Source organism: Lentzea californiensis (genome assembly GCF_024648825.1).
GTDB classification, from domain to species: domain Bacteria; phylum Actinomycetota; class Actinomycetes; order Mycobacteriales; family Pseudonocardiaceae; genus Lentzea; species Lentzea californiensis.
In genome coordinates, this window is sequence record NZ_JANBBE010000008.1 from 134,030 (window position 1) to 151,180 (window position 17,151).

14 protein-coding genes are annotated in these 17,151 nt (G+C 69.0%); 3 read left to right on the plus strand and 11 right to left on the minus strand.

The genetic code is table 11. The features are described 5' to 3' along the window. Positions 1-2 precede the first annotated feature (2 nt). On the minus strand, positions 3-530 hold the full coding sequence (locus LX88_RS27395; RefSeq protein WP_258950666.1) for a sigma-70 family RNA polymerase sigma factor: 528 nt from the start codon (positions 528-530) through the stop codon (positions 3-5). 260 nt (positions 531-790) lie between these two features. Here LX88_RS27395 and LX88_RS44840 point away from each other — a divergent pair, with 260 nt between their 5' ends. Next, positions 791-2,017, plus strand: a complete 1,227-nt coding sequence (locus LX88_RS44840) for a DUF4142 domain-containing protein (RefSeq protein ID WP_504928587.1) — start codon at positions 791-793, stop codon at positions 2,015-2,017. Positions 2,018-2,271: 254 nt separating this feature from the next. Here the strand turns inward: LX88_RS44840 and LX88_RS27405 are convergent, their stop codons facing one another. From LX88_RS27405 to LX88_RS27415, 3 genes are read right to left on the minus strand one after another with little or no spacing between them, the layout of a single operon-like run. Next, positions 2,272-3,405 (minus strand): AAA family ATPase, encoded by a 1,134-nt coding sequence (locus tag LX88_RS27405; RefSeq protein WP_258950668.1) that lies wholly within the window; start codon positions 3,403-3,405, stop codon positions 2,272-2,274. Then, positions 3,398-4,165, minus strand: a complete 768-nt coding sequence (locus tag LX88_RS27410) for an RNA ligase family protein (RefSeq protein WP_258950669.1) — start codon at positions 4,163-4,165, stop codon at positions 3,398-3,400. Before LX88_RS27410 ends, LX88_RS27405 begins: the two co-directional genes overlap by 8 nt. Before the next feature lie 42 nt (positions 4,166-4,207). Then, positions 4,208-4,960: a hypothetical protein gene (locus LX88_RS27415; RefSeq protein ID WP_258950670.1), complete on the minus strand. Its 753-nt coding sequence runs from the start codon at positions 4,958-4,960 to the stop codon at positions 4,208-4,210. Between the two features lie 145 nt (positions 4,961-5,105). On the opposite strand from LX88_RS27415, the gene LX88_RS27420 reads away from it, so the two are divergent. Then, the gene (locus tag LX88_RS27420) at positions 5,106-5,906 is read left to right on the plus strand and encodes a S1 family peptidase (protein WP_258950671.1); all 801 of its coding nucleotides are present in this window, start codon (positions 5,106-5,108) and stop codon (positions 5,904-5,906) included. Between the two features lie 54 nt (positions 5,907-5,960). Here the strand turns inward: LX88_RS27420 and LX88_RS27425 are convergent, their stop codons facing one another. The 7 genes from LX88_RS27425 to LX88_RS27455 all read right to left on the minus strand — a co-directional run bounded on the left by LX88_RS27425 (position 5,961) and on the right by LX88_RS27455 (position 12,499). Beyond that, a complete protein-coding gene (locus tag LX88_RS27425) occupies positions 5,961-6,761 on the minus strand; it encodes an alpha/beta fold hydrolase (RefSeq protein WP_258950672.1) in 801 nt (266 codons plus the stop codon). A 108-nt stretch (positions 6,762-6,869) separates the two neighbouring features. Then, positions 6,870-7,325 (minus strand): MarR family winged helix-turn-helix transcriptional regulator, encoded by a 456-nt coding sequence (locus LX88_RS27430; protein WP_258950673.1) that lies wholly within the window; start codon positions 7,323-7,325, stop codon positions 6,870-6,872. A 76-nt stretch (positions 7,326-7,401) separates the two neighbouring features. Next, on the minus strand, positions 7,402-7,911 hold the full coding sequence (locus LX88_RS27435) for a regulatory protein RecX (protein WP_258950674.1): 510 nt from the start codon (positions 7,909-7,911) through the stop codon (positions 7,402-7,404). 11 nt (positions 7,912-7,922) lie between these two features. Then, on the minus strand, positions 7,923-8,969 hold the full coding sequence (gene recA / locus LX88_RS27440) for a recombinase RecA (RefSeq protein WP_090073224.1): 1,047 nt from the start codon (positions 8,967-8,969) through the stop codon (positions 7,923-7,925). A gap of 147 nt (positions 8,970-9,116) precedes the next feature. Beyond that, positions 9,117-9,311, minus strand: coding sequence for a DUF3046 domain-containing protein (locus LX88_RS27445; protein ID WP_258950675.1), 195 nt, complete (start codon positions 9,309-9,311; stop codon positions 9,117-9,119). Positions 9,312-9,320: 9 nt separating this feature from the next. After that, positions 9,321-10,583 carry an MFS transporter gene (locus LX88_RS27450; RefSeq protein WP_258950676.1) on the minus strand — a complete coding sequence of 421 codons (1,263 nt, stop codon included), beginning with the start codon at positions 10,581-10,583 and terminating at the stop codon, positions 9,321-9,323. Between the two features lie 53 nt (positions 10,584-10,636). Beyond that, the gene (locus LX88_RS27455; protein WP_258950677.1) at positions 10,637-12,499 is read right to left on the minus strand and encodes an Hsp70 family protein; all 1,863 of its coding nucleotides are present in this window, start codon (positions 12,497-12,499) and stop codon (positions 10,637-10,639) included. A 109-nt stretch (positions 12,500-12,608) separates the two neighbouring features. Here LX88_RS27455 and LX88_RS27460 point away from each other — a divergent pair, with 109 nt between their 5' ends. After that, positions 12,609-17,150 (plus strand): ATP-dependent helicase, encoded by a 4,542-nt coding sequence (locus LX88_RS27460; protein ID WP_372511430.1) that lies wholly within the window; start codon positions 12,609-12,611, stop codon positions 17,148-17,150. Position 17,151 lies beyond the last annotated feature (1 nt).

Genomic DNA, 17,151 nt, shown 5'->3' on the forward strand with positions numbered 1-17,151 from the left:
CACTAGCTCCTGTCCTGCAGTGCCCGGCGGATCGTGTGCATCGCCTTGTACAACCGGGACTTGACGGTTCCTTCCGGGATGCCGAGAACGATCGCGGCCTCCTTCACCGTTCGACCCATGACATACGTTTCGTAGATCGCTGAACGGTGTTCGTCACTCAATTGGCGTACCACATCAGTAATGACCATTACTGAAAGTGTCTGTTCCGTGTCGTCCGGAGATTCGGCGATGTCCGGACGCAACAATTCGACTTCCTGCGGGCGCGCCTGCCGGCTCCGCCATCCGTCGATCACAATGCGACGAGCCACAGTACAAAGCCAGCCGCGCAACATACCCGGTTCACGAACGAGGTGCGCGGAGTTCTGCCAAGCCCTGATCAACGTCTCCTGGACGACGTCTTCCGTCCACTGGCGGTCGTAGTTGGTCAGGCACAGGACCTGCGAGAACAACATCCGCTGGAACTGCCCGTAGAGCAACGTGAGCAATTCTTCGTCCTGGTGGGCTTGTGCGACCTTGCCCTGATCGACCATGAAGCTGACAACCTCCCCAGATATCGGCGACAGGTTCGCTTCGGGTGGCGGTCCTAGCGACTCGGCGGCCGAGCATGGAATCGCCCAGATACTACATCGTGAACACGAAAACCCCTCGGGTACGTAAATCAGGACCGAAAGGTTCGCAATTCATTATGTGATGCACGTCACATACATGTCTGAGCATGCCCCGTGAACCCCGACCTCACCTGCGCGTATCACCTTCGAAGGCAGCTCGATCGCGGGAGGGAACGGGCACTATGCGTTACCGATTGGACACGCTGGGACAGCACGTAGCGCTGTTCACCATCCTGTCTGTCGTATTTCTGGGGGCTTTCATCGGAGCCGTCCCAGCTAATGCGCAATCGACAGAAGTACAACAGTCAGACCGCTCGTTCATGGTTTCTTTGAGGCAAGCGAACTCTTGGTTGGTGCCGGTGAGCAAAGAAGCCCCGGCGCGTTCCACGGACACTGGCACAAGTAATGCCGGGCGGGACGTTTTCGAAGGGCATTCACGACTCGACATCGATCTCCTGAAATCCGCCGAAGGACTGGGGGTGGTTCTGCCGAACGACGTCAGCAGTGAACACCAGTCACTCATCGATGAGATGGCAGGACGCACCGGGGACAACCACGACCGCGCCTACGCGACGATCGTCCGGCAAGCGCAGGGCGGCCTTCTCGTAATGGCGGTGCAAACGCGAGCGACAACGCAGAACACCACAATTCGTACACTCGCTCACCAAGCCTCGCAGATGCTGATTCGTACAATGACGGTCCTGGAGAACACGGGCAAGGCCGACCCGTCCGCATTCGAATTGGTGACCGCCAAGGCACAGGTGAACGCGGTCCGCGTCATCGGTCAGAACATCGAACCGTCCGACCGTGAATTGCTCGTGCTGCTGACCCGGCATTCGCTGTGGCAGAAACCGGCCAGTCGTGAGAGCTCCAACCGGGCCCACGACGCGAAGGTCCGCAAGGTCGCGGGCCAGCTCGCCGCCGAGCACACGCAGCTGGCCCAGTCGGTCACGGAGGCCGCCCGCCAGATCGGCGTGGACCTTCCCTCCGAACCGACGACGGAGCAGAAGTCGTGGGCGAACGCCATCTCGTCCAGCTCGGGCGAGGAACTGGACAGCATGTACGCGAACCTGTCCCGCGCCGCCGACGGCTCGCTCATCAACCAGGTCGCCCACGCCCGCGCGACGACCAGGAACGTCCCCGCGCGCATCGCGGCCCAGACCGCCCTGACCGTCCTGCTCAAGCACATGCTCCTGCTGGAGAGCACCGGCCTGGTGAAGGCGAACTCGCTGCAGATGACCGACATCCCGGCTCTCACCCAGCCGAAGGCCAGCAGCAGCCCGCCACCGACCGACGACTCGTCCACGAGCGTCGGCTTCCTCACCGGCATCGCCGTCCTGGTGGTCGCCGCCGCGGGCACCCTCTGGCTGGTACGAGCAGTCGGCCACCACGGAGAACATCGCCGCTGACGCTCACTGACATATCGGCTGCCGCCCTCGCCAACCGATGTGTCAGTGCCCGGCGGGCCCTCCGCCTGCCCGCCGGACGCATCCGTCGCCCCTTAGCAATGGGTCTTTTGACGACGTCGTCAAAAGACCCATTGCTAAGCCACAGGTCAGAGTGATGTCAGGTTGACATAATCATGGTGAACGCTCACGCAGCCAGCGACTCGTCGGTTGTAGCGCCGTCCAAGCCAGGCCTCCGAAGGAGGCTCCGCCGGGGCTCAAGAACGGGTCGAGGGCAGTGCCGTGTCCACCCGTTCGACGACGTGCGCCTCGGTGGGGTCGACCGCCTCCCACTTGCCGACGAGCCGGTCGATCACGGTGGCCGGCACCGGCTCCGGGCGGGCGCGGTTGCGAGCGTGGATCACGTTCCTCGGTGCTTCGAGCCCCACCAGGGTGATGCGGGCGCGGTAGTCGGCGGCGAGGCCGATGCAGCGCTCTCGGAGTTGCTGGGAGATGTTGGTCGCGTTCCAGACGAACCGCTCCCCCGCCCGCAACAACACTCGGGCCTCCTCGAACGCGGCGGCGGACACAGCGCGCTGGTCACCGTCGGGTGCGATGCCCAGTCGCGAGCGCACCGCGTCGAGGCTCACCACCGGCCAGCCCGGCCGGTGGGTGGCGATCCAGTGGTCCTTGCCGACGCCCGGCAGGCCGGACAGCACCGTCACCTCGACGCGCGTGTCGTCGTAGGCGGCGTAGCCGGGGTCCCGGCCGGGCGTGCGGAAGTACTGGAACCGGGCGTGGCCGGACGGGAAGGCACGCGGCCGGTCCAGGCAGTCGCGTTCGCGGCAGTACTCCTCGAACAGCGCGATGTTCTCCAGCACCGAGTCGGCGTCGCCGCAGACCCGGCCGAGGATGTCGGCGCGGGCGAGCGTCGCCAGGTCGTCGTTGCGCGCGAGCAGGCTCACCCGGAACGCGATGCGGTCGAGGTCGGGGCGTTCCAGCGCCCAGAACGGCACCTGGTGGTGCCGCACCAGCGCGGCGACGTGCTCGCGCCAGGCGATCGGGCGTCCCATCTCCCACAACAGCTTGCGCGCCAGCAGGTCTCCCGCGCGGGAGTGTCCGTGCGCGGTGACGCGGCCGTCAGCGATCTGCGTGCGGAACGGCTTCGCGGCGTCGTGCAGCAGCACCGTCGCGAACAGGCGCACTCGGTCCGCCTCGGGACGCGACCACCATTCGGGCAGCGACACCAAGGCCTCGCACGCCATCCGGGTGTGCGTGGCGACGTCACCCTCGGCGTGGTGCACGGGGTCCTGCGGCACGCCTTCGAGTGCGCGCACCCACGGGAACGCCGAGCGCACGGCGTCCCAGTCGAGAGTCCACTGTGGTCCAGTGGGGCAGAGTTGTTCAAACACGGGCCACCACCTGGTTCGGCAGGATCGGGCGGTCCTGCCAGTGGCTGCCCGAGTCCAGCACGGCGGTGTGGAACGTCGGCCGCACCCACTTGTAGCGCTCGACCGTGCGCCCGCCCTCCTCCACCTTGATGTAGAGGCCTTCCATGTCGTCGTCCGAATCCGTTTCCGCGACGACGACTTCCGGGTTCTGCCCCGCCGCCCGCGCCGCGTCGACCAGCGCGTCACGCCACCGAAGGGTGCGGCACGTGGACGGCCCGAGCAACGCGATCAGGTCCCTCAAGCGGCGCAACGGCCCCTCGTGCAGCACCGGCACGGACACCACCGGCGTACCCGAGAGCACGCGACGGCGTTCCGGTGTGGACAGGAACTCACCGGTCGTCCGGTCGAGCAGGTCGAACTCGCAGAAGTGGTGCGGCAGCGCGTCGTAGAACACGGTGTGCTTGGCGTACAACCATTCCCCGTAGAGCACGTACCGCGTGCCGAGCCGCTCCCACAGCACGCCCTGGTGCGTCGCGGCCCACGCCTTCAGCGGCGCGAACTGCCGTTCTCTCGGCCCGCCTGCCAGGAAATGGCCGCGTGACTGGAGTTTCAGCACACCGGCGGAGTCGAAGCTGATGCCCGCGTTGGCACCGTCGAGCTTCTCCTCGACGACGAGGTGCCGCCCCGCGATCGCGCGGAACGGCACCTGGTCGAGGTCCTCGTCGCCTGGTTGCAGGCGCGAGCCCTCGAGGTGGGGCGTTCGCGGGTACTTGCGCAACATGCCCCGATTTGTATCCCGTCCGTGCGCCCGCGAGCGAACGGTTTACGCCTGGCCGACGAACGCAGCCTTGTCGGAGTTGAAGGTCGGCTCGAACACGAGCTGCATCTCACCGGGCTGCGCACCGACCGAGTACGCGACGTGGAAGGTGTAGGCCTTGCCCGGCAGGACGGTCGCCGAGTCGAACGTGCTGTCGCAGCCGCCGCTGGAGTCGAACACCATCTGGGCCTTCTGCCCGTTGAACTGCGCGTCGGTGCCGATCGACATCAACGCGGTCTCGAACGCGGCGCTCGTCCCGTTGGTGATGGTGATCTCGAACTTCACCGCACGGGCGATGTTCTGCGGTGCCGAGAACTGGCCGGGCGTGCACGCGACCGGCGCGGCGACGTCGACCGACAGGCCGTTCGCCCACGAGTACCGCTTGCCCCAGGTCGGGTTCTGGGCGAGCGCCTCCTGCTTCGGGGTCTGCCCGGCATCGACGACCTGTCCCTGGTTGGTGGTGCCGTCGAGGATCTCGACCGCGGCCTGCGTCGCCATCACGGTGAAGGTGATGGCCGCGACGCACAGGACGACGCCGATGATCGCCAGGATCCTGCGGGTGCCGAACAACGCGATGACGCCGAGCACGATCCCGACGGACGCCGCGATGGCGGTGAGGATGTTCAGGAAGATGACCCACGAGCAGACGACGCCGACGATCCCGAGGATCACCGCTGTCCAAGCGAGCGCACCGAACTTCGTGGGCTTCTGAGGTGCGATCGGATGCTCGGCGTAGACGGGCGGCGTCGGATAGGTCATGAAGGCTCCCGGCGGTTGCGATGTGTGACCACGACGTCGATCGGTCCGCTTCACCCGTTAGCCCCACCCGATTGCATCACCCGATCGAGTTACGAACGGCCAGTCGGCTGACTCCTGAAGGTAGCCGAGTGGCTACGATCCGTACATGGCACGACGACTCGCCACAACCCTGCTGACCGTGATCGCCGCACTGGGAGTGGCAACGCCGCCCGCGCAGGCCGCCGTCGACTTCACCGGCACGGTGAAACTCAGCAACTGCTCCGGATCGCTTGTCCGTCTGCCGGGTTCGCGCCCCGCGGACAAGGCGCTCGTGCTCACCAACGGGCACTGCGTCGAGCTCATGAAGGCGGGACAGGTGCACGTCGACCAGCCCGCGGACCGGACGTTCAAGCTGCTCGACGGTTCCGGCGCGGAGATCTCGACGCTGCAGAGCACCCGACTCGTCTACGCGACGATGACCGGCACCGACGCCGCGTTCTACCGCCTCGACAAGACGTATCAGCAGATCCAGCGGCAGCACGGTGTCCGCGCGCTCGAACTGTCGGCCACGCGTCCCGTCGCCAAGGCGGAGATCCGGATCGCCTCCGGCTACTGGAAGAAGATCTACTCCTGCCGGATCGACGGATTCGTCCACCAGGTCAAGGAAGCGAGCTGGACCTGGCACGACTCGCTGCGCTACACGCCGTCGTGCGACACCATCGGCGGCACGTCGGGCTCGCCGATCATCGACGACGCGAGCGGCAAGGTCGTGGGCGTCAACAACACCGGCAACGAGAGCGGCGGGCGCTGCACGATGAACAACCCGTGCGAGGTCGACGCCGGCGGCAAGATCACCGTACGCAAGGGCACCAACTACGGCCAGCAGACCTTTGGTTTCGTAGCCTGCTTCGGCCCCGGCACCGAGCTGAGCCTGTCGCTTCCCGGCTGCGAGGTCGCGAAGCCCTGAACGCGAAGAAGCCGGGACGCCCCTGCCCGCGTCCCGGCTTCTTCGTCTTTCCCACTACCGCGCGGCGCGCACGATCAGGTCGGCCACGGTGTCCGGGTGCGACACGGCCACCGAGTGCGAGGCTTCCTTGACCTCGACGACCGCACGGCCGTGGGCGCGCTCGGCCATCCACTTCTGCGCGGCGATCGGGATGTTCTTGTCCTTGCCCGCCACCACGAAGTACGACGGAACGGCGTGCCACGCGGGCTCGCCGGCCTTCTCGGTCAGCGCGGTGTCGTTGATCGGTCGCTGTGTCGCCGCCGCCAGCGTCGCGTCCTTGCGGGACACGTCAGCCGCGAACTGCTGCCAGTACTTGTCCTGCTGGATCGTCAGGTCCTTGCTGCCGTCACCGATGTCGATGGTGGACAGCGTGTCTCCGAGGGTGCTGCCGGGGAACTTGTTCGACAGTTCGAGGGCGCTCTCGCCCTTCTCCGGTGCGAACGCCGCGACGTAGATGAGCGACTTCACGTTCGGGTTGCCGAGCGCCGCGGCCGACTGGACCATGCCGCCGTAGGAGTGTCCGGCGAGGACGATCGGCCCCTCGATGGAGGCGAGCACCTGGCGCAGGTAGTTCGCGTCACCGGTGACGGACCTGAGCGGGTTCGCCACCGCCACGACCGGGAATCCCTTGCGCTGCAGGCGTTCCACGACACCGTTCCAGCTGGACGCGTCCGCGAACGCGCCGTGCACCAGCACGATGGTCGGCTTCTTGGTGCCCTGCTTCTGCGTGTCCTCCGCCGCACCGGCACCGGACGGAACAACGGCGGCCATCGCCAGGAGCGTCCCCAGAACCGCGAACACCTTGCGAACTCGCATTGGTCTCTCACTCTCGTCGGCCACCGTGGCGGTGGTTCATCGCGCTCGATTAGGTCGTGCACGATGTAAGTTACCCGACGAGTTACCTCGCACGCGATGTGTTTCAGCTCACTGACGCTCTGCGCCGTGCTTCACCCGGTTCAGCGCCCTGCGGAGAATGGTGATCTCCTCGAGGGTCATGCCGAGCGCCTTGCCGAGCTGGTTGAACATCTCGGCGCCGATCCACCGCAGGTCACGGCCCTTGTCCGTGAGCTGGACGAGCACGGAACGCTCGTCGTCGGGGTGCGTGACGCGCACCAGCAGACCGCTCTTCTCGAGCCGCTTGATCAACGGCGAGAGCGTGCTGTACTCCAGGTCGAGCTCGTGCACGAGCTCCCGGATCGGCCTCGAGTCCTTCTCCCACAACAGCAGCATCACCAGGAACTGCGGATAGGTGATGCCCGCCTTGTCGAGGATCGGGCGGTAGAAGCCGGTGACCGCTCGCGACGTCGTGTAGAGGTCGAAGCAGAGCAGGTCGGAGACCGTGGGGGTCACGACTGACGGCGCGTCGGGAGTAGTGCTCACGCTTTTCAGGCTACTCGGAGCCAACCACCCAAGCGGCGTGATCGGTTACGGCACCTCGAACGGGACCGGCCCTGGCCTACGACCAGGGCTCGTCCATCGCCGAGGCCTCGGCCCCCGCGGCGCGCAGTTCGTCGCGCACCACGCGATAGGCGAGGCCTTCCGCATAACCCTTGCGCGCCAACGCACCTACGAGACGGCGGATCTTCGTCGTCTCGTCTACGCCGGACAGGGTGCGCAGACGTTTGCGGACGAGCTCGCGGGCACGTTCTTCCTCGGCCTCGCTGTCGACCGCGGCGACGGCCTCGGCCACCACCTCGTCCGCCACGCCCTTGCGGCGCAGTTCCATGACCAGGGCGCGACGGCCCAGGCCGTTGTACGTGTGACGGGAACGCACCCACATCTCGGCGAACTGCGCGTCGTCGATCAGGCCGGCGCGGTCGAACTTGCCGAGAACGACCTCGGCCACACCGGGACTGATCTCCTTGCGCAGCAGGGCGTCGTACAGCTCCTGCCGGGAGCGGGCCCGAGCGGTGAGCAGCGCGTAGCAGATGTCCCGCGCTTTGCGCTGCTCCTCAGCCTCGTCCAACCCTCACGACCTCAGAACTCGACCGGCGCGACGGGAACCGTCTCGTCGGCGTCGAGGGTGGCGCCGATGCCGAGCTTGTCCTTGATGCGCTTCTCGACCTCGTTCGCGATGTCCGGGTTGTCCAGCAGGAACTTGCGGGCGTTCTCCTTGCCCTGGCCCAGCTGGTCGCCCTCGTAGGTGTACCAGGCGCCGGACTTGCGCAGGATGCCCTGGTCGACGCCCATGTCGATGAGCGAACCCTCGCGGCTGATGCCCTTGCCGTAGAGGATGTCGAACTCGGCCTGCTTGAACGGCGGCGCGACCTTGTTCTTCACGACCTTGACCCTGGTGCGGTTGCCGACGGGCTCGCCGCCGTCCTTCAGGGTCTCGATGCGGCGCACGTCCAGACGCACGGAGGCGTAGAACTTCAGCGCCTTACCACCGGTCGTGGTCTCCGGGGAGCCGAACATCACGCCGATCTTCTCGCGCAGCTGGTTGATGAAGATCGCGGTCGTGTTGGAGTTGCTGAGCGCACCCGTGATCTTGCGCAGCGCCTGGCTCATCAGGCGGGCCTGCAGACCGACGTGGTTGTCGCCCATCTCGCCCTCGATCTCGGCGCGCGGCACGAGGGCGGCGACCGAGTCGATGACCAGGATGTCGAGCGCGCCGGAGCGGACCAGCATGTCCGCGATCTCGAGCGCCTGCTCACCGGTGTCGGGCTGGGAGACCAGCAGCGCGTCGGTGTCGACGCCCAGCTTCTTCGCGTACTCGGGGTCGAGGGCGTGCTCCGCGTCGATGAACGCCGCGATGCCGCCGGCCTTCTGCGCGTTCGCCACGGCGTGCAGCGCCACCGTCGTCTTACCCGACGACTCCGGACCGTAGATCTCGACGACCCGGCCGCGCGGCAGGCCACCGATGCCGAGCGCCACGTCCAGGGCGATCGCGCCGGTCGGGATCACGGCGATCGGGGCACGGCCCTCTTCGCCGAGGCGCATCACGGAGCCCTTGCCGAACTGCTTGTCGATCTGCGCCAGGGCCAGCTCGAGCGCCTTGTCCCGGTCGGGTGCTGCGGGTGCCATCTTGGGTCCACCTTTTGTCGTCTGCCGTTGCTTCGTCATGTTGGACCTGACGCTACTGGCGGGGTCTGACAATTCTGCGAAGCCGGGGGTCGGAGCCACTGTAGCCGAACACGTGTTCGAGCACACGCGACACTCCCGGCGCCTGGTTCAGCGGCGATCTTCCGGAACATCGAACGCTTCGCAGATCGCGATCCAGACTTCCTTGGCCCCGGTTCCGGCCTCCAGCGCCTCGTCGGCGGTACGGCCGCCGAGCGCCGACAGCACGTGGTCACGGGCGATCATCTCGGCCCTGACCTGGCCGAACTCCCCCGACATGAGTTTGCGGAACATGGTGATGCGCACCGGGAGACCCTAACGAACGGGCCTGCGCAGCGATGCGAAGAGGCACACGACCAGCAGCGGCAGCGCGGTGAACCCGACGATCAGCCCGAGCGCCGCGTACGACCACGCCGTCACGACGACCCCGGCCACCGCTCCCCCGATGGCGCCGCCGACGTTCATCATCAGATCGGACAGCCCCTGCGCGGCGGGCCGGTCGTCGACCCGCACGGACTCCGTCAGCAACGCGGACCCCGCCACGAGTCCGGCCGACCAGCCGAACCCGAGCAGCGCCAGTCCCGCGGCGAGTTGCGGGGCGTCGTGCGAGGGCGCCATTCCCGCGACCCCGGACGCCGCCACCACCAGCGACGCGCCGATCGCGAGCACCGGCACGCGGCCCATCCGGTCCGCCATCCACCCGAACAACGGGCTCGCGGCGTACATCGCGGCGACGTGCAGGCTGATCACGACGCCGACCACGCGCAACGACGACCCGGCGTGGTTCATGTGCACCGGCGTCATCGACATCAGCCCGACCATCGCCGTGTGGCACAACATCACACCAACGAGTGCAAGTCGTGCCATCGGCCCGAGCGTCGCCCAGATCTTCAGGCCTCGGGGACTCTCGCCGCTGGAGCCTCCGGCGCAGCAGTCCGCGGATTCAACCGGTCGTGTGCTCTTCACGACGACCAGCGGGTCCGGCCGCAGCCCGAACTGGATCACCAGCACCGCGGCCGCGAGCACGACGGCCGCCAGCAGGAACGGCCCGGCACCCGCCGGGAGACCCAGTGCGCCGGCCGCCTGCCCGGCGGGATCGGCCAGGTTCGGGCCGATGATCGCGCCGATCATGGCCGCCCACACCACGAGGGAGAGTTCGCGCGCACGGCGATGCGGATGCGCCAGATCCGTTGCGGCATAACGAGCCGCGTAGTTCGCGCTGGAAGCCCCTCCGAACAGGAGGAGGCCCACGAGCAACATCTGCCACAGCCCGAGGCCCACGGCGACGGCGGCGATCAACGCACCGAGTCCGCCCATGCCGTAGCCGAGGACGAGCGCGGGACGACGCCCGCTGCGTTGCGCGAGCCGGGCTCCCGGCAGGGCGAGCAGCGCGGCACCCGCGACGGCCGCGGTCTGCGCGAGCCCGCCGACGGCCTCGGACCCGGACAGCGTTGCGGCGATCAGCGTGCTGAACGCGAGGCCGATCGTCACCGCCGCCGACCCCAGGATCTGGGTGCCGGTCAGGACCCGGACGACTTTGCGCTGCACGCGTTCGACCTGCGGCGCGACGGTCACCATGATCACGATCGTGGCACGGCCGAACGTCTCGCCGACAGGTCCATCAGGGGCGGTTACTCCCCCGGTTGCACGGACTTCTCGAAGAAATCGGCCATTTCGTCCGCCTTGAGCTCGTCCGCGTTCTCCTCGGCGGTCTTGGTGAGGATGCCGAACATGGGACGGCCCTTGGCGGTGAACACCAGCACACCGGTGCCGCTCGACGTGGCCGCGCGGTAGTCGCCTTCCAGGCCGTTGCCGGTCCAGTCGGCCTCGACGCTGTCGGTCTGGAACGACTTCGAGATGGAGGCCGCGTTGTTCTCCGCGCCGGTGACGCTGTCGGTGAGGATGTACTGGACCGCGTAGCCGTCGCGGATCGTGCAGCTCACGACCGTGCCCTTGATCTCCTCCATGCCGGTGATCTGCGCGGAGTCGGCCTTCTCGCAGCCGCCGCCGTCCGGCACGGTGCCCGCGAGCTGGCGCAGGCACTTCGTGAAGCCCTGGCCGTCCTGCGCGGTGTCGTCCTTGCACTCGTCGGCGCTGGGCAGGCTCGGGCCGGAGAACGCGAAGATCGCGCCGATCACGCCCGCCACCACGAGGACCGCGGCGCCGGCACCGATGAGGACCTTCTTGTTGTCCTTCTTCGGCGCCTGCTGCTGCGGGAAGTTCATCGGGTAGCTGCCGCTGGTGTTCGGGTTCACCGGGTAGCTGCCGCTCGCCGAGTACGCGCCGCTCGGGTACGACCCACTCGGGTAGGAACCGCTCGGGTACGACCCGCTGGGGTACGAGCCGCTGACCACGGGGTTCGGGCCGCTGACGTTCGGGTTCACCGGGTGCGGGCCGGTCACGGCGGGGCTGACCGGCGCGGTGACGACCGTGGGCGGCTCGACGAACTTGGGCTTGTCGTCCTCGGCCTTGAGCGTGATCATCGCCCGGTCCACGACCTGCGCGCCGGACGCGACGATCGTCTCCGGGTGGTCGGGGTTGGTCGGGACGATGCCGACCTTCTCCGCGATGATCTGCGCGACCAGCGGCATCCGGCAGGAGCCGCCGACGAGGTAGACGTGCTCGGGCGTGACGCCGGCGCGGCGGACCGTGGAGATGAGCACCTCGGTGCTGCGGATCAGGCTCGGCCTGATCAGCGCCTCCAGCTCGCCGCGCGTGATGAGGACCTTCTCGAACGGCTCCGGCATGAGCACTTCGACCTGGGGCAGCTCGGAGAGGTCCTCCTTCGCGAGGCGCAGTTCCTCGCGCAGGCCCAGGCGGGCGCGGTGGTCGTCCACCGTGACCGGGCGCATCAGCCGCTGCCAGCCCGCCGGGTCCTTGTGGGAGACCGTGCGGCCGATGTGCTCCAGCAGCGCCTGGTCGATGTCGAGACCGCCGACGTCGCTGAGGCTGCCGTCGGCGAGGATGCGGTGCTGGGAGTCGAGCACGGAGACGTCGAACGTGTCGGCGCCGAAGTCGTAGACGGCGAGCGGGCGGCCGCTGCCGAGCGAGGCCACCGCGATGGCCTCGGGAACGGGCACGAGTTCGCCGGTCATGCCCGCGAGCCGCGCCGAGGACAGCAGCTTGTTGCGCCTGCTCGGGCCCCACTCCGCCGGGTGCGTCAGGCGGATCTCGTCGAGGTGCTCGCCCTTCAGCAGCGCCGTCACGGCCTCCAGCACGCGGGCGTAGATGGCCGCGAGCGCGTCGTTGACCGGCAGGTTCTGCTCGCCGAGCTTGATCGTCGCCTTGTCGATGTGGCGCTTGGGGTTCGCCTCGTAGCGCGAAGGGTCCTGGCGCGAACGCCGGTCCGCTTCCCGCCCGACGCGCAGGGAACCGTCCTCGTCGAGGTAGACGGACGAGGGCATCGTGGGCCCACCGTCCACATCCACCACACCGTGGTCGGACAGCACCGCAACCGTGTTGGCGGTGCCCAGGTCGACGGACAGGACGCGCACCGTGCTCCCCTCGCAGGACGTACCCGGTGATCGTGCCACAGAGGGCCGTGACGGGTGCTCGGACCTGCGTAATCAGAAATTGTCGGACCTCGGCGTCATGATGGTCGCCATGGACGTGATGGAGGCATTCTCCCCGGCGACCAGGCAGTGGTTCGCCGGGGCCTTCGCCGCGCCCACCCAGGCGCAGACGGGTGCGTGGGCGGCCGCGGCGGCGGGCGAGCACGCGCTGGTCATCGCCCCGACGGGTTCGGGCAAGACGCTGGCCGCGTTCCTGTGGGCGCTGGACAGGCTGGCTTCCTCCACCGCGCCGTCGGAGCCGAAGCGGCGGTGCCGGGTGCTCTACGTCTCGCCGTTGAAAGCGCTGGCGGTGGACGTCGAACGAAACCTGCGCGCCCCTCTGGCCGGCATCAGGCAGGCGGCGCACCGGCTCGACCTGACCGAGCCGTCGATCACCGTGGGCATGCGCACGGGTGACACCTCGCCGGAGGAACGCAGGGCGTTCGGGCGCACTCCCCCGGACGTGCTGGTGACGACACCGGAGTCGTTGTTCCTGCTGCTGACGTCGTCGGCGCGCGAGTCGTTGCGCGGTGTGGAGACGGTGATCGTCGACGAGGTGCACGCGGTGGCGGGCACCAAGCGCGGCGCGCACCTCGCGTTGTCACTCGAAAGGCTGGACGCGCTGCTCGACCGGCCGGCGCAGCGGATCGGGTTGTCGGCGACGGTGCGGCCGGTCGACGAGATCAGCACGTTCCTGTCCGGCGGGCGGCCGGTGTCGGTGGTGCAGCCGAAGACGCCCAAGGTCATCCAGGTCGAGGTCGAGGTGCCGGTCGAGGACATGGCGCAGCTCGGCCAGCCGACGGGTGAGGTGTCGGGTTCCGCCGCCGGAGCCGAGCAACGCACCTCCATCTGGCCGTCGGTCGAGGCACGGATCCTGGAGCTGGTGCGGGCGCACCGGTCGACGATCGTCTTCGCGAACTCGCGGCGGCTCGCGGAACGGCTGACCGCGCGGTTGAACGAGCTCGCCGAAGAAGCCACCGAACTGGAGTCGTTCCCGGCCGAGGCCATCGGCCAGTCGGGCATGACGGTGCAGAAAACCGCGTCCGTCGCCCGCGCGCACCACGGCTCGATGTCGCGAGAACAGCGCACGGCCGTGGAAGAAGATCTGAAATCGGGCCGGCTGCCGTGCGTGGTGGCGACGTCGTCACTGGAACTCGGCATCGACATGGGTGCGGTCGACCTGGTGGTGCAGGTGGAGGCGCCGCCGTCGGTCGCGTCCGGGCTGCAGCGCGTCGGCCGGGCCGGGCACCAGGTGGGCGCGGTGTCGCGGGGCGTGATGTTCCCGAAGTTCCGCGGCGACCTGGTGTCGTGCGCGGTGGTGGCGGAACGGATGCGCGACGGCGCGATCGAGGCCGTGCGGTTCCCGCGCAACCCGCTCGACGTGCTGGCGCAGCACATCGTCGCGATGGTGGCGATGGAGACGTGGACGGTCGAGGAGCTGACGGCGCTGGTGCGGCGGGCGGCACCGTTCGCCGGGCTGCCGGAGTCGGCGCTGAACGCGGTGCTCGACATGCTGTCGGGCCGGTACCCGTCCGAGGAGTTCGGCGAGCTGCGGCCCCGGATCACCTGGGACCGGGTGAACTCCGAGCTGCGCGGCCGTCCCGGTTCGCAACGGCTGGCGGTCACCTCCGGCGGCACGATCCCCGACCGCGGGATGTTCGCGGTGATGACACCGCCGTCGGAGAAGGGGCCCGGCTCCCGCGTCGGCGAGCTCGACGAGGAGATGGTCTACGAGTCGCGGGTCGGCGACACGTTCCTGCTGGGCACGTCGTCGTGGCGGGTAGAGGACATCACGCACGACCGGGTGATCGTGGTGCCCGCGCCGGGTCAGCCCGCGCGGATGCCGTTCTGGAAGGGCGACGCTCCGGGACGTCCGCTCGAACTCGGCCGTGCGATGGGGAAGTTCCTGCGCGAAGTGTCCACGATGGAGGATTCGGCGGCGCGCGAACGCGCCACGTCCGCCGGTCTGGACGAGTGGGCGACGGACAACCTGCTGGCGTACCTGGGCGAGCAGCGGGAGTCGACGCGGCACGTGCCGAACGACAGGATCGTTCTGGTGGAACGGTTCCGCGACGAGCTGGGCGACTGGCGGCTCGTCGTGCACTCCCCGTTCGGCGCTCAGGTCAACGCGCCGTGGGCGCTCGCGATCGCGGCTCGCCTGCGGGAGAAGCGCGGTGTCGAGGTGCAGGCGGCGCACTCCGACGACGGCATCGTGCTGCGGCTGCCCGACGCACTGGACCACGAGGGCGTGGAGGTGACGGCGGGCGCGGAGGACGTGCTGCTCGACCCCGACGAGGTCGAGCAGATCGTGGTCGCGGAGGTGGGCGGCTCGGCGTTGTTCGCGGCCCGGTTCCGCGAGTGCGCGTCCCGTTCGCTGTTGCTCCCCCGCCGCGATCCCAAGCGCCGCACCCCGTTGTGGCAGCAGCGGCAGCGGTCGGCGCAGCTGCTGTCGGTCGCCTCGAAGTACGAGAGCTTCCCGGTGGTCCTGGAGGCGATGCGCGAGTGCCTGCAGGACGTGTACGACGTGCCGGGCCTGAAGGAGCTGATGTCGGACGTCCGCGCGCGCAAGGTGCGCGTGGTCGAGGTCGAGACCCCGTCGCCGTCGCCGTTCGCCCGCAGCCTGCTCTTCGGGTACGTGGGCATGTTCCTCTACGAGCTGGACGCTCCGCTGGCGGAACGGCGGGCGGCGGCGTTGTCGCTCGACTCGACGCTGCTCGCGGAGCTGCTCGGCTCGGAGGCGATTCGCGAGCTGCTCGACCCGGAGATCGTGGCCGAGGTCGAACGCAGCCTGCAGCGCCTCTCCGAGGACCGCCGCCCGCGGCACGCCGAGGACGCCGCGGACCTGCTGCGGTTCCTCGGAGATCTCTCGGACGCGGAGGCGCTCGAACGCGGCGTGCCCCGCGAGTGGCTGGACGAACTGGTGGCCGAACGCCGGGTGATCCGCGTCCGGATCGCCGGCGAGGAACGCAGCATCTCGATCGAGGACGCGGGCAAGGTCCGTGACGCGCTCGGCGTCGCTCTTCCGGTCGGCGTGCCGGAGGCGTTCACCGAACCGGTGGCGGATCCGCTGGGCGACCTGCTGAACCGCTACGCCCGCACCCACGGGCCGTTCCCCGCCTCCGAACCCGCCGCCCGCTTCGGTCTGGGCGTGGCCGTGGTGACGGGTGTGCTGGAACGGATGGCGGCCACGGGCCGGTTGGTGCGCGGTGAGCTCCGTCCCGGCGGCACGCACACCGAGTACTGCGACGCGGACGTGCTGCGCCGCCTGCGCCGGGCCTCGCTGGCCCGGCTGCGGTCCGAGGTGGAGCCGGTCGAACCGGCCGCGCTGGGCCGGTTCCTGCCGCAGTGGCACGGCCTGGGCCGGCGGTTGCGTTCAGCACCGACGGTCGACGACGTGTTCTCGGTGGTGGAACAGCTCGCAGGTGCACCGCTGCCCGCGAGCGCCTTCGAGTCGCTGCTGCTCCCGTCCCGGTTGCCCGGTTACTACCCGGCGCTGCTGGACGAGCTGACGGCGTCCGGCGAGGTGACGTGGACGGGCTGCGGTTCACTGGCCGGTGGCGACGGCTGGATCGCGCTCGCCCCCGCCGACGTGGCCGACCTGCTGCTGCCCGACCTGGTGCCGGAGTCGATCCCGGAGTCGCCGCTGCACACCGCGGTCCTGGAGGCGTTGTCCGGCGGGGCGTTGTTCTTCCGCCAGGTGGTCGACCGGGCCTCGCTGTCCGTGACGTGCACGGACGCCGAAGTCGTCGGCACGCTGTGGGACCTGGTGTGGGCGGGGCTGATCACGAACGACACGTTGTCACCGTTGCGTGCGTTGGTGTCCGGTGGCGGCGCGGCGCACAAACCCCGCCGCAGCGCTCCGCGTGGCCGTTATGCCCGGCTGCGTTCTCGGCCCGACATGCCCTCTCGCACGGGTCCGCCGACGGCCTCCGGTCGCTGGTCTCTGGCGGTGGCCCCGGCCGGCAACCCGACCCGCCGGGCGCATGCGCGTGCCGAGGCTTTCCTGGAACGCCACGGCGTGCTGACGAGGGGCGCTCTCGACACCGAACGCGTGACGGGCGGGTTCAGCGGCGTCTACAAGGTGCTGCGGGCCATGGAGGAGTCGAACCAGGTCATCCGCGGTTACGTCGTCGAGGGCCTGGGCGCCGCCCAGTTCGCGGCACGGGGCGCGGTGGACCGCCTGCGGGCGTTGTCGCGGCCGCCCGGCCAGCCCTCGCAGACCGACCAGGCCGCGGTGGTGCTCGCCGCGGCCGACCCAGCCCAGCCCTACGGAGCCGCTCTGGCGTGGCCGGTTCCGTTGGGCGAGGGCAAACACAGGCCGGCCCGCAAGGCCGGCGCGCTGGCGGTGCTCGTCGACGGCACCCCGGCGCTCTACGTGGAGAGAGGAGGGAAGTCGCTGCTGTCGTTCACCGACGACGATCCGACCCTGCGCACCGCCGCGAACGCCCTGAGCCGGGCTGTCCGCGACGGCTGGCTGGGCCAGCTGGCGGTCCAGCGAGCCGATGGGGAGGTGGCACTTACCTCACACCTGGCGACGGTCCTGCAGGAGGCCGGTTTCCGCGCCACCCCGAAGGGACTGCGCCTGCGGGCGTGAC

Excerpts from the sequence above, each read along its gene's own strand:
- LX88_RS27450 (WP_258950676.1), bottom strand. The coding sequence starts at position 10,583 with ATGGTGACCGTCGCGCCGCAGGTCGAACGCGTGCAGCGCAAAGTCGTC.
- LX88_RS44840 (WP_504928587.1), top strand. The coding sequence starts at position 791 with ATGCGTTACCGATTGGACACGCTGGGACAGCACGTAGCGCTGTTCACC.
- LX88_RS27420 (WP_258950671.1), top strand. The coding sequence starts at position 5,106 with ATGGCACGACGACTCGCCACAACCCTGCTGACCGTGATCGCCGCACTG.
- LX88_RS27415 (WP_258950670.1), bottom strand. The coding sequence starts at position 4,960 with ATGACCTATCCGACGCCGCCCGTCTACGCCGAGCATCCGATCGCACCT.
- LX88_RS27395 (WP_258950666.1), bottom strand. The coding sequence starts at position 530 with ATGGTCGATCAGGGCAAGGTCGCACAAGCCCACCAGGACGAAGAATTG.
- LX88_RS27460 (WP_372511430.1), top strand. The coding sequence starts at position 12,609 with ATGGACGTGATGGAGGCATTCTCCCCGGCGACCAGGCAGTGGTTCGCC.
- LX88_RS27410 (WP_258950669.1), bottom strand. The coding sequence starts at position 4,165 with ATGTTGCGCAAGTACCCGCGAACGCCCCACCTCGAGGGCTCGCGCCTG.
- recA (WP_090073224.1), bottom strand. The coding sequence starts at position 8,969 with ATGGCACCCGCAGCACCCGACCGGGACAAGGCGCTCGAGCTGGCCCTG.
- LX88_RS27425 (WP_258950672.1), bottom strand. The coding sequence starts at position 6,761 with ATGCGAGTTCGCAAGGTGTTCGCGGTTCTGGGGACGCTCCTGGCGATG.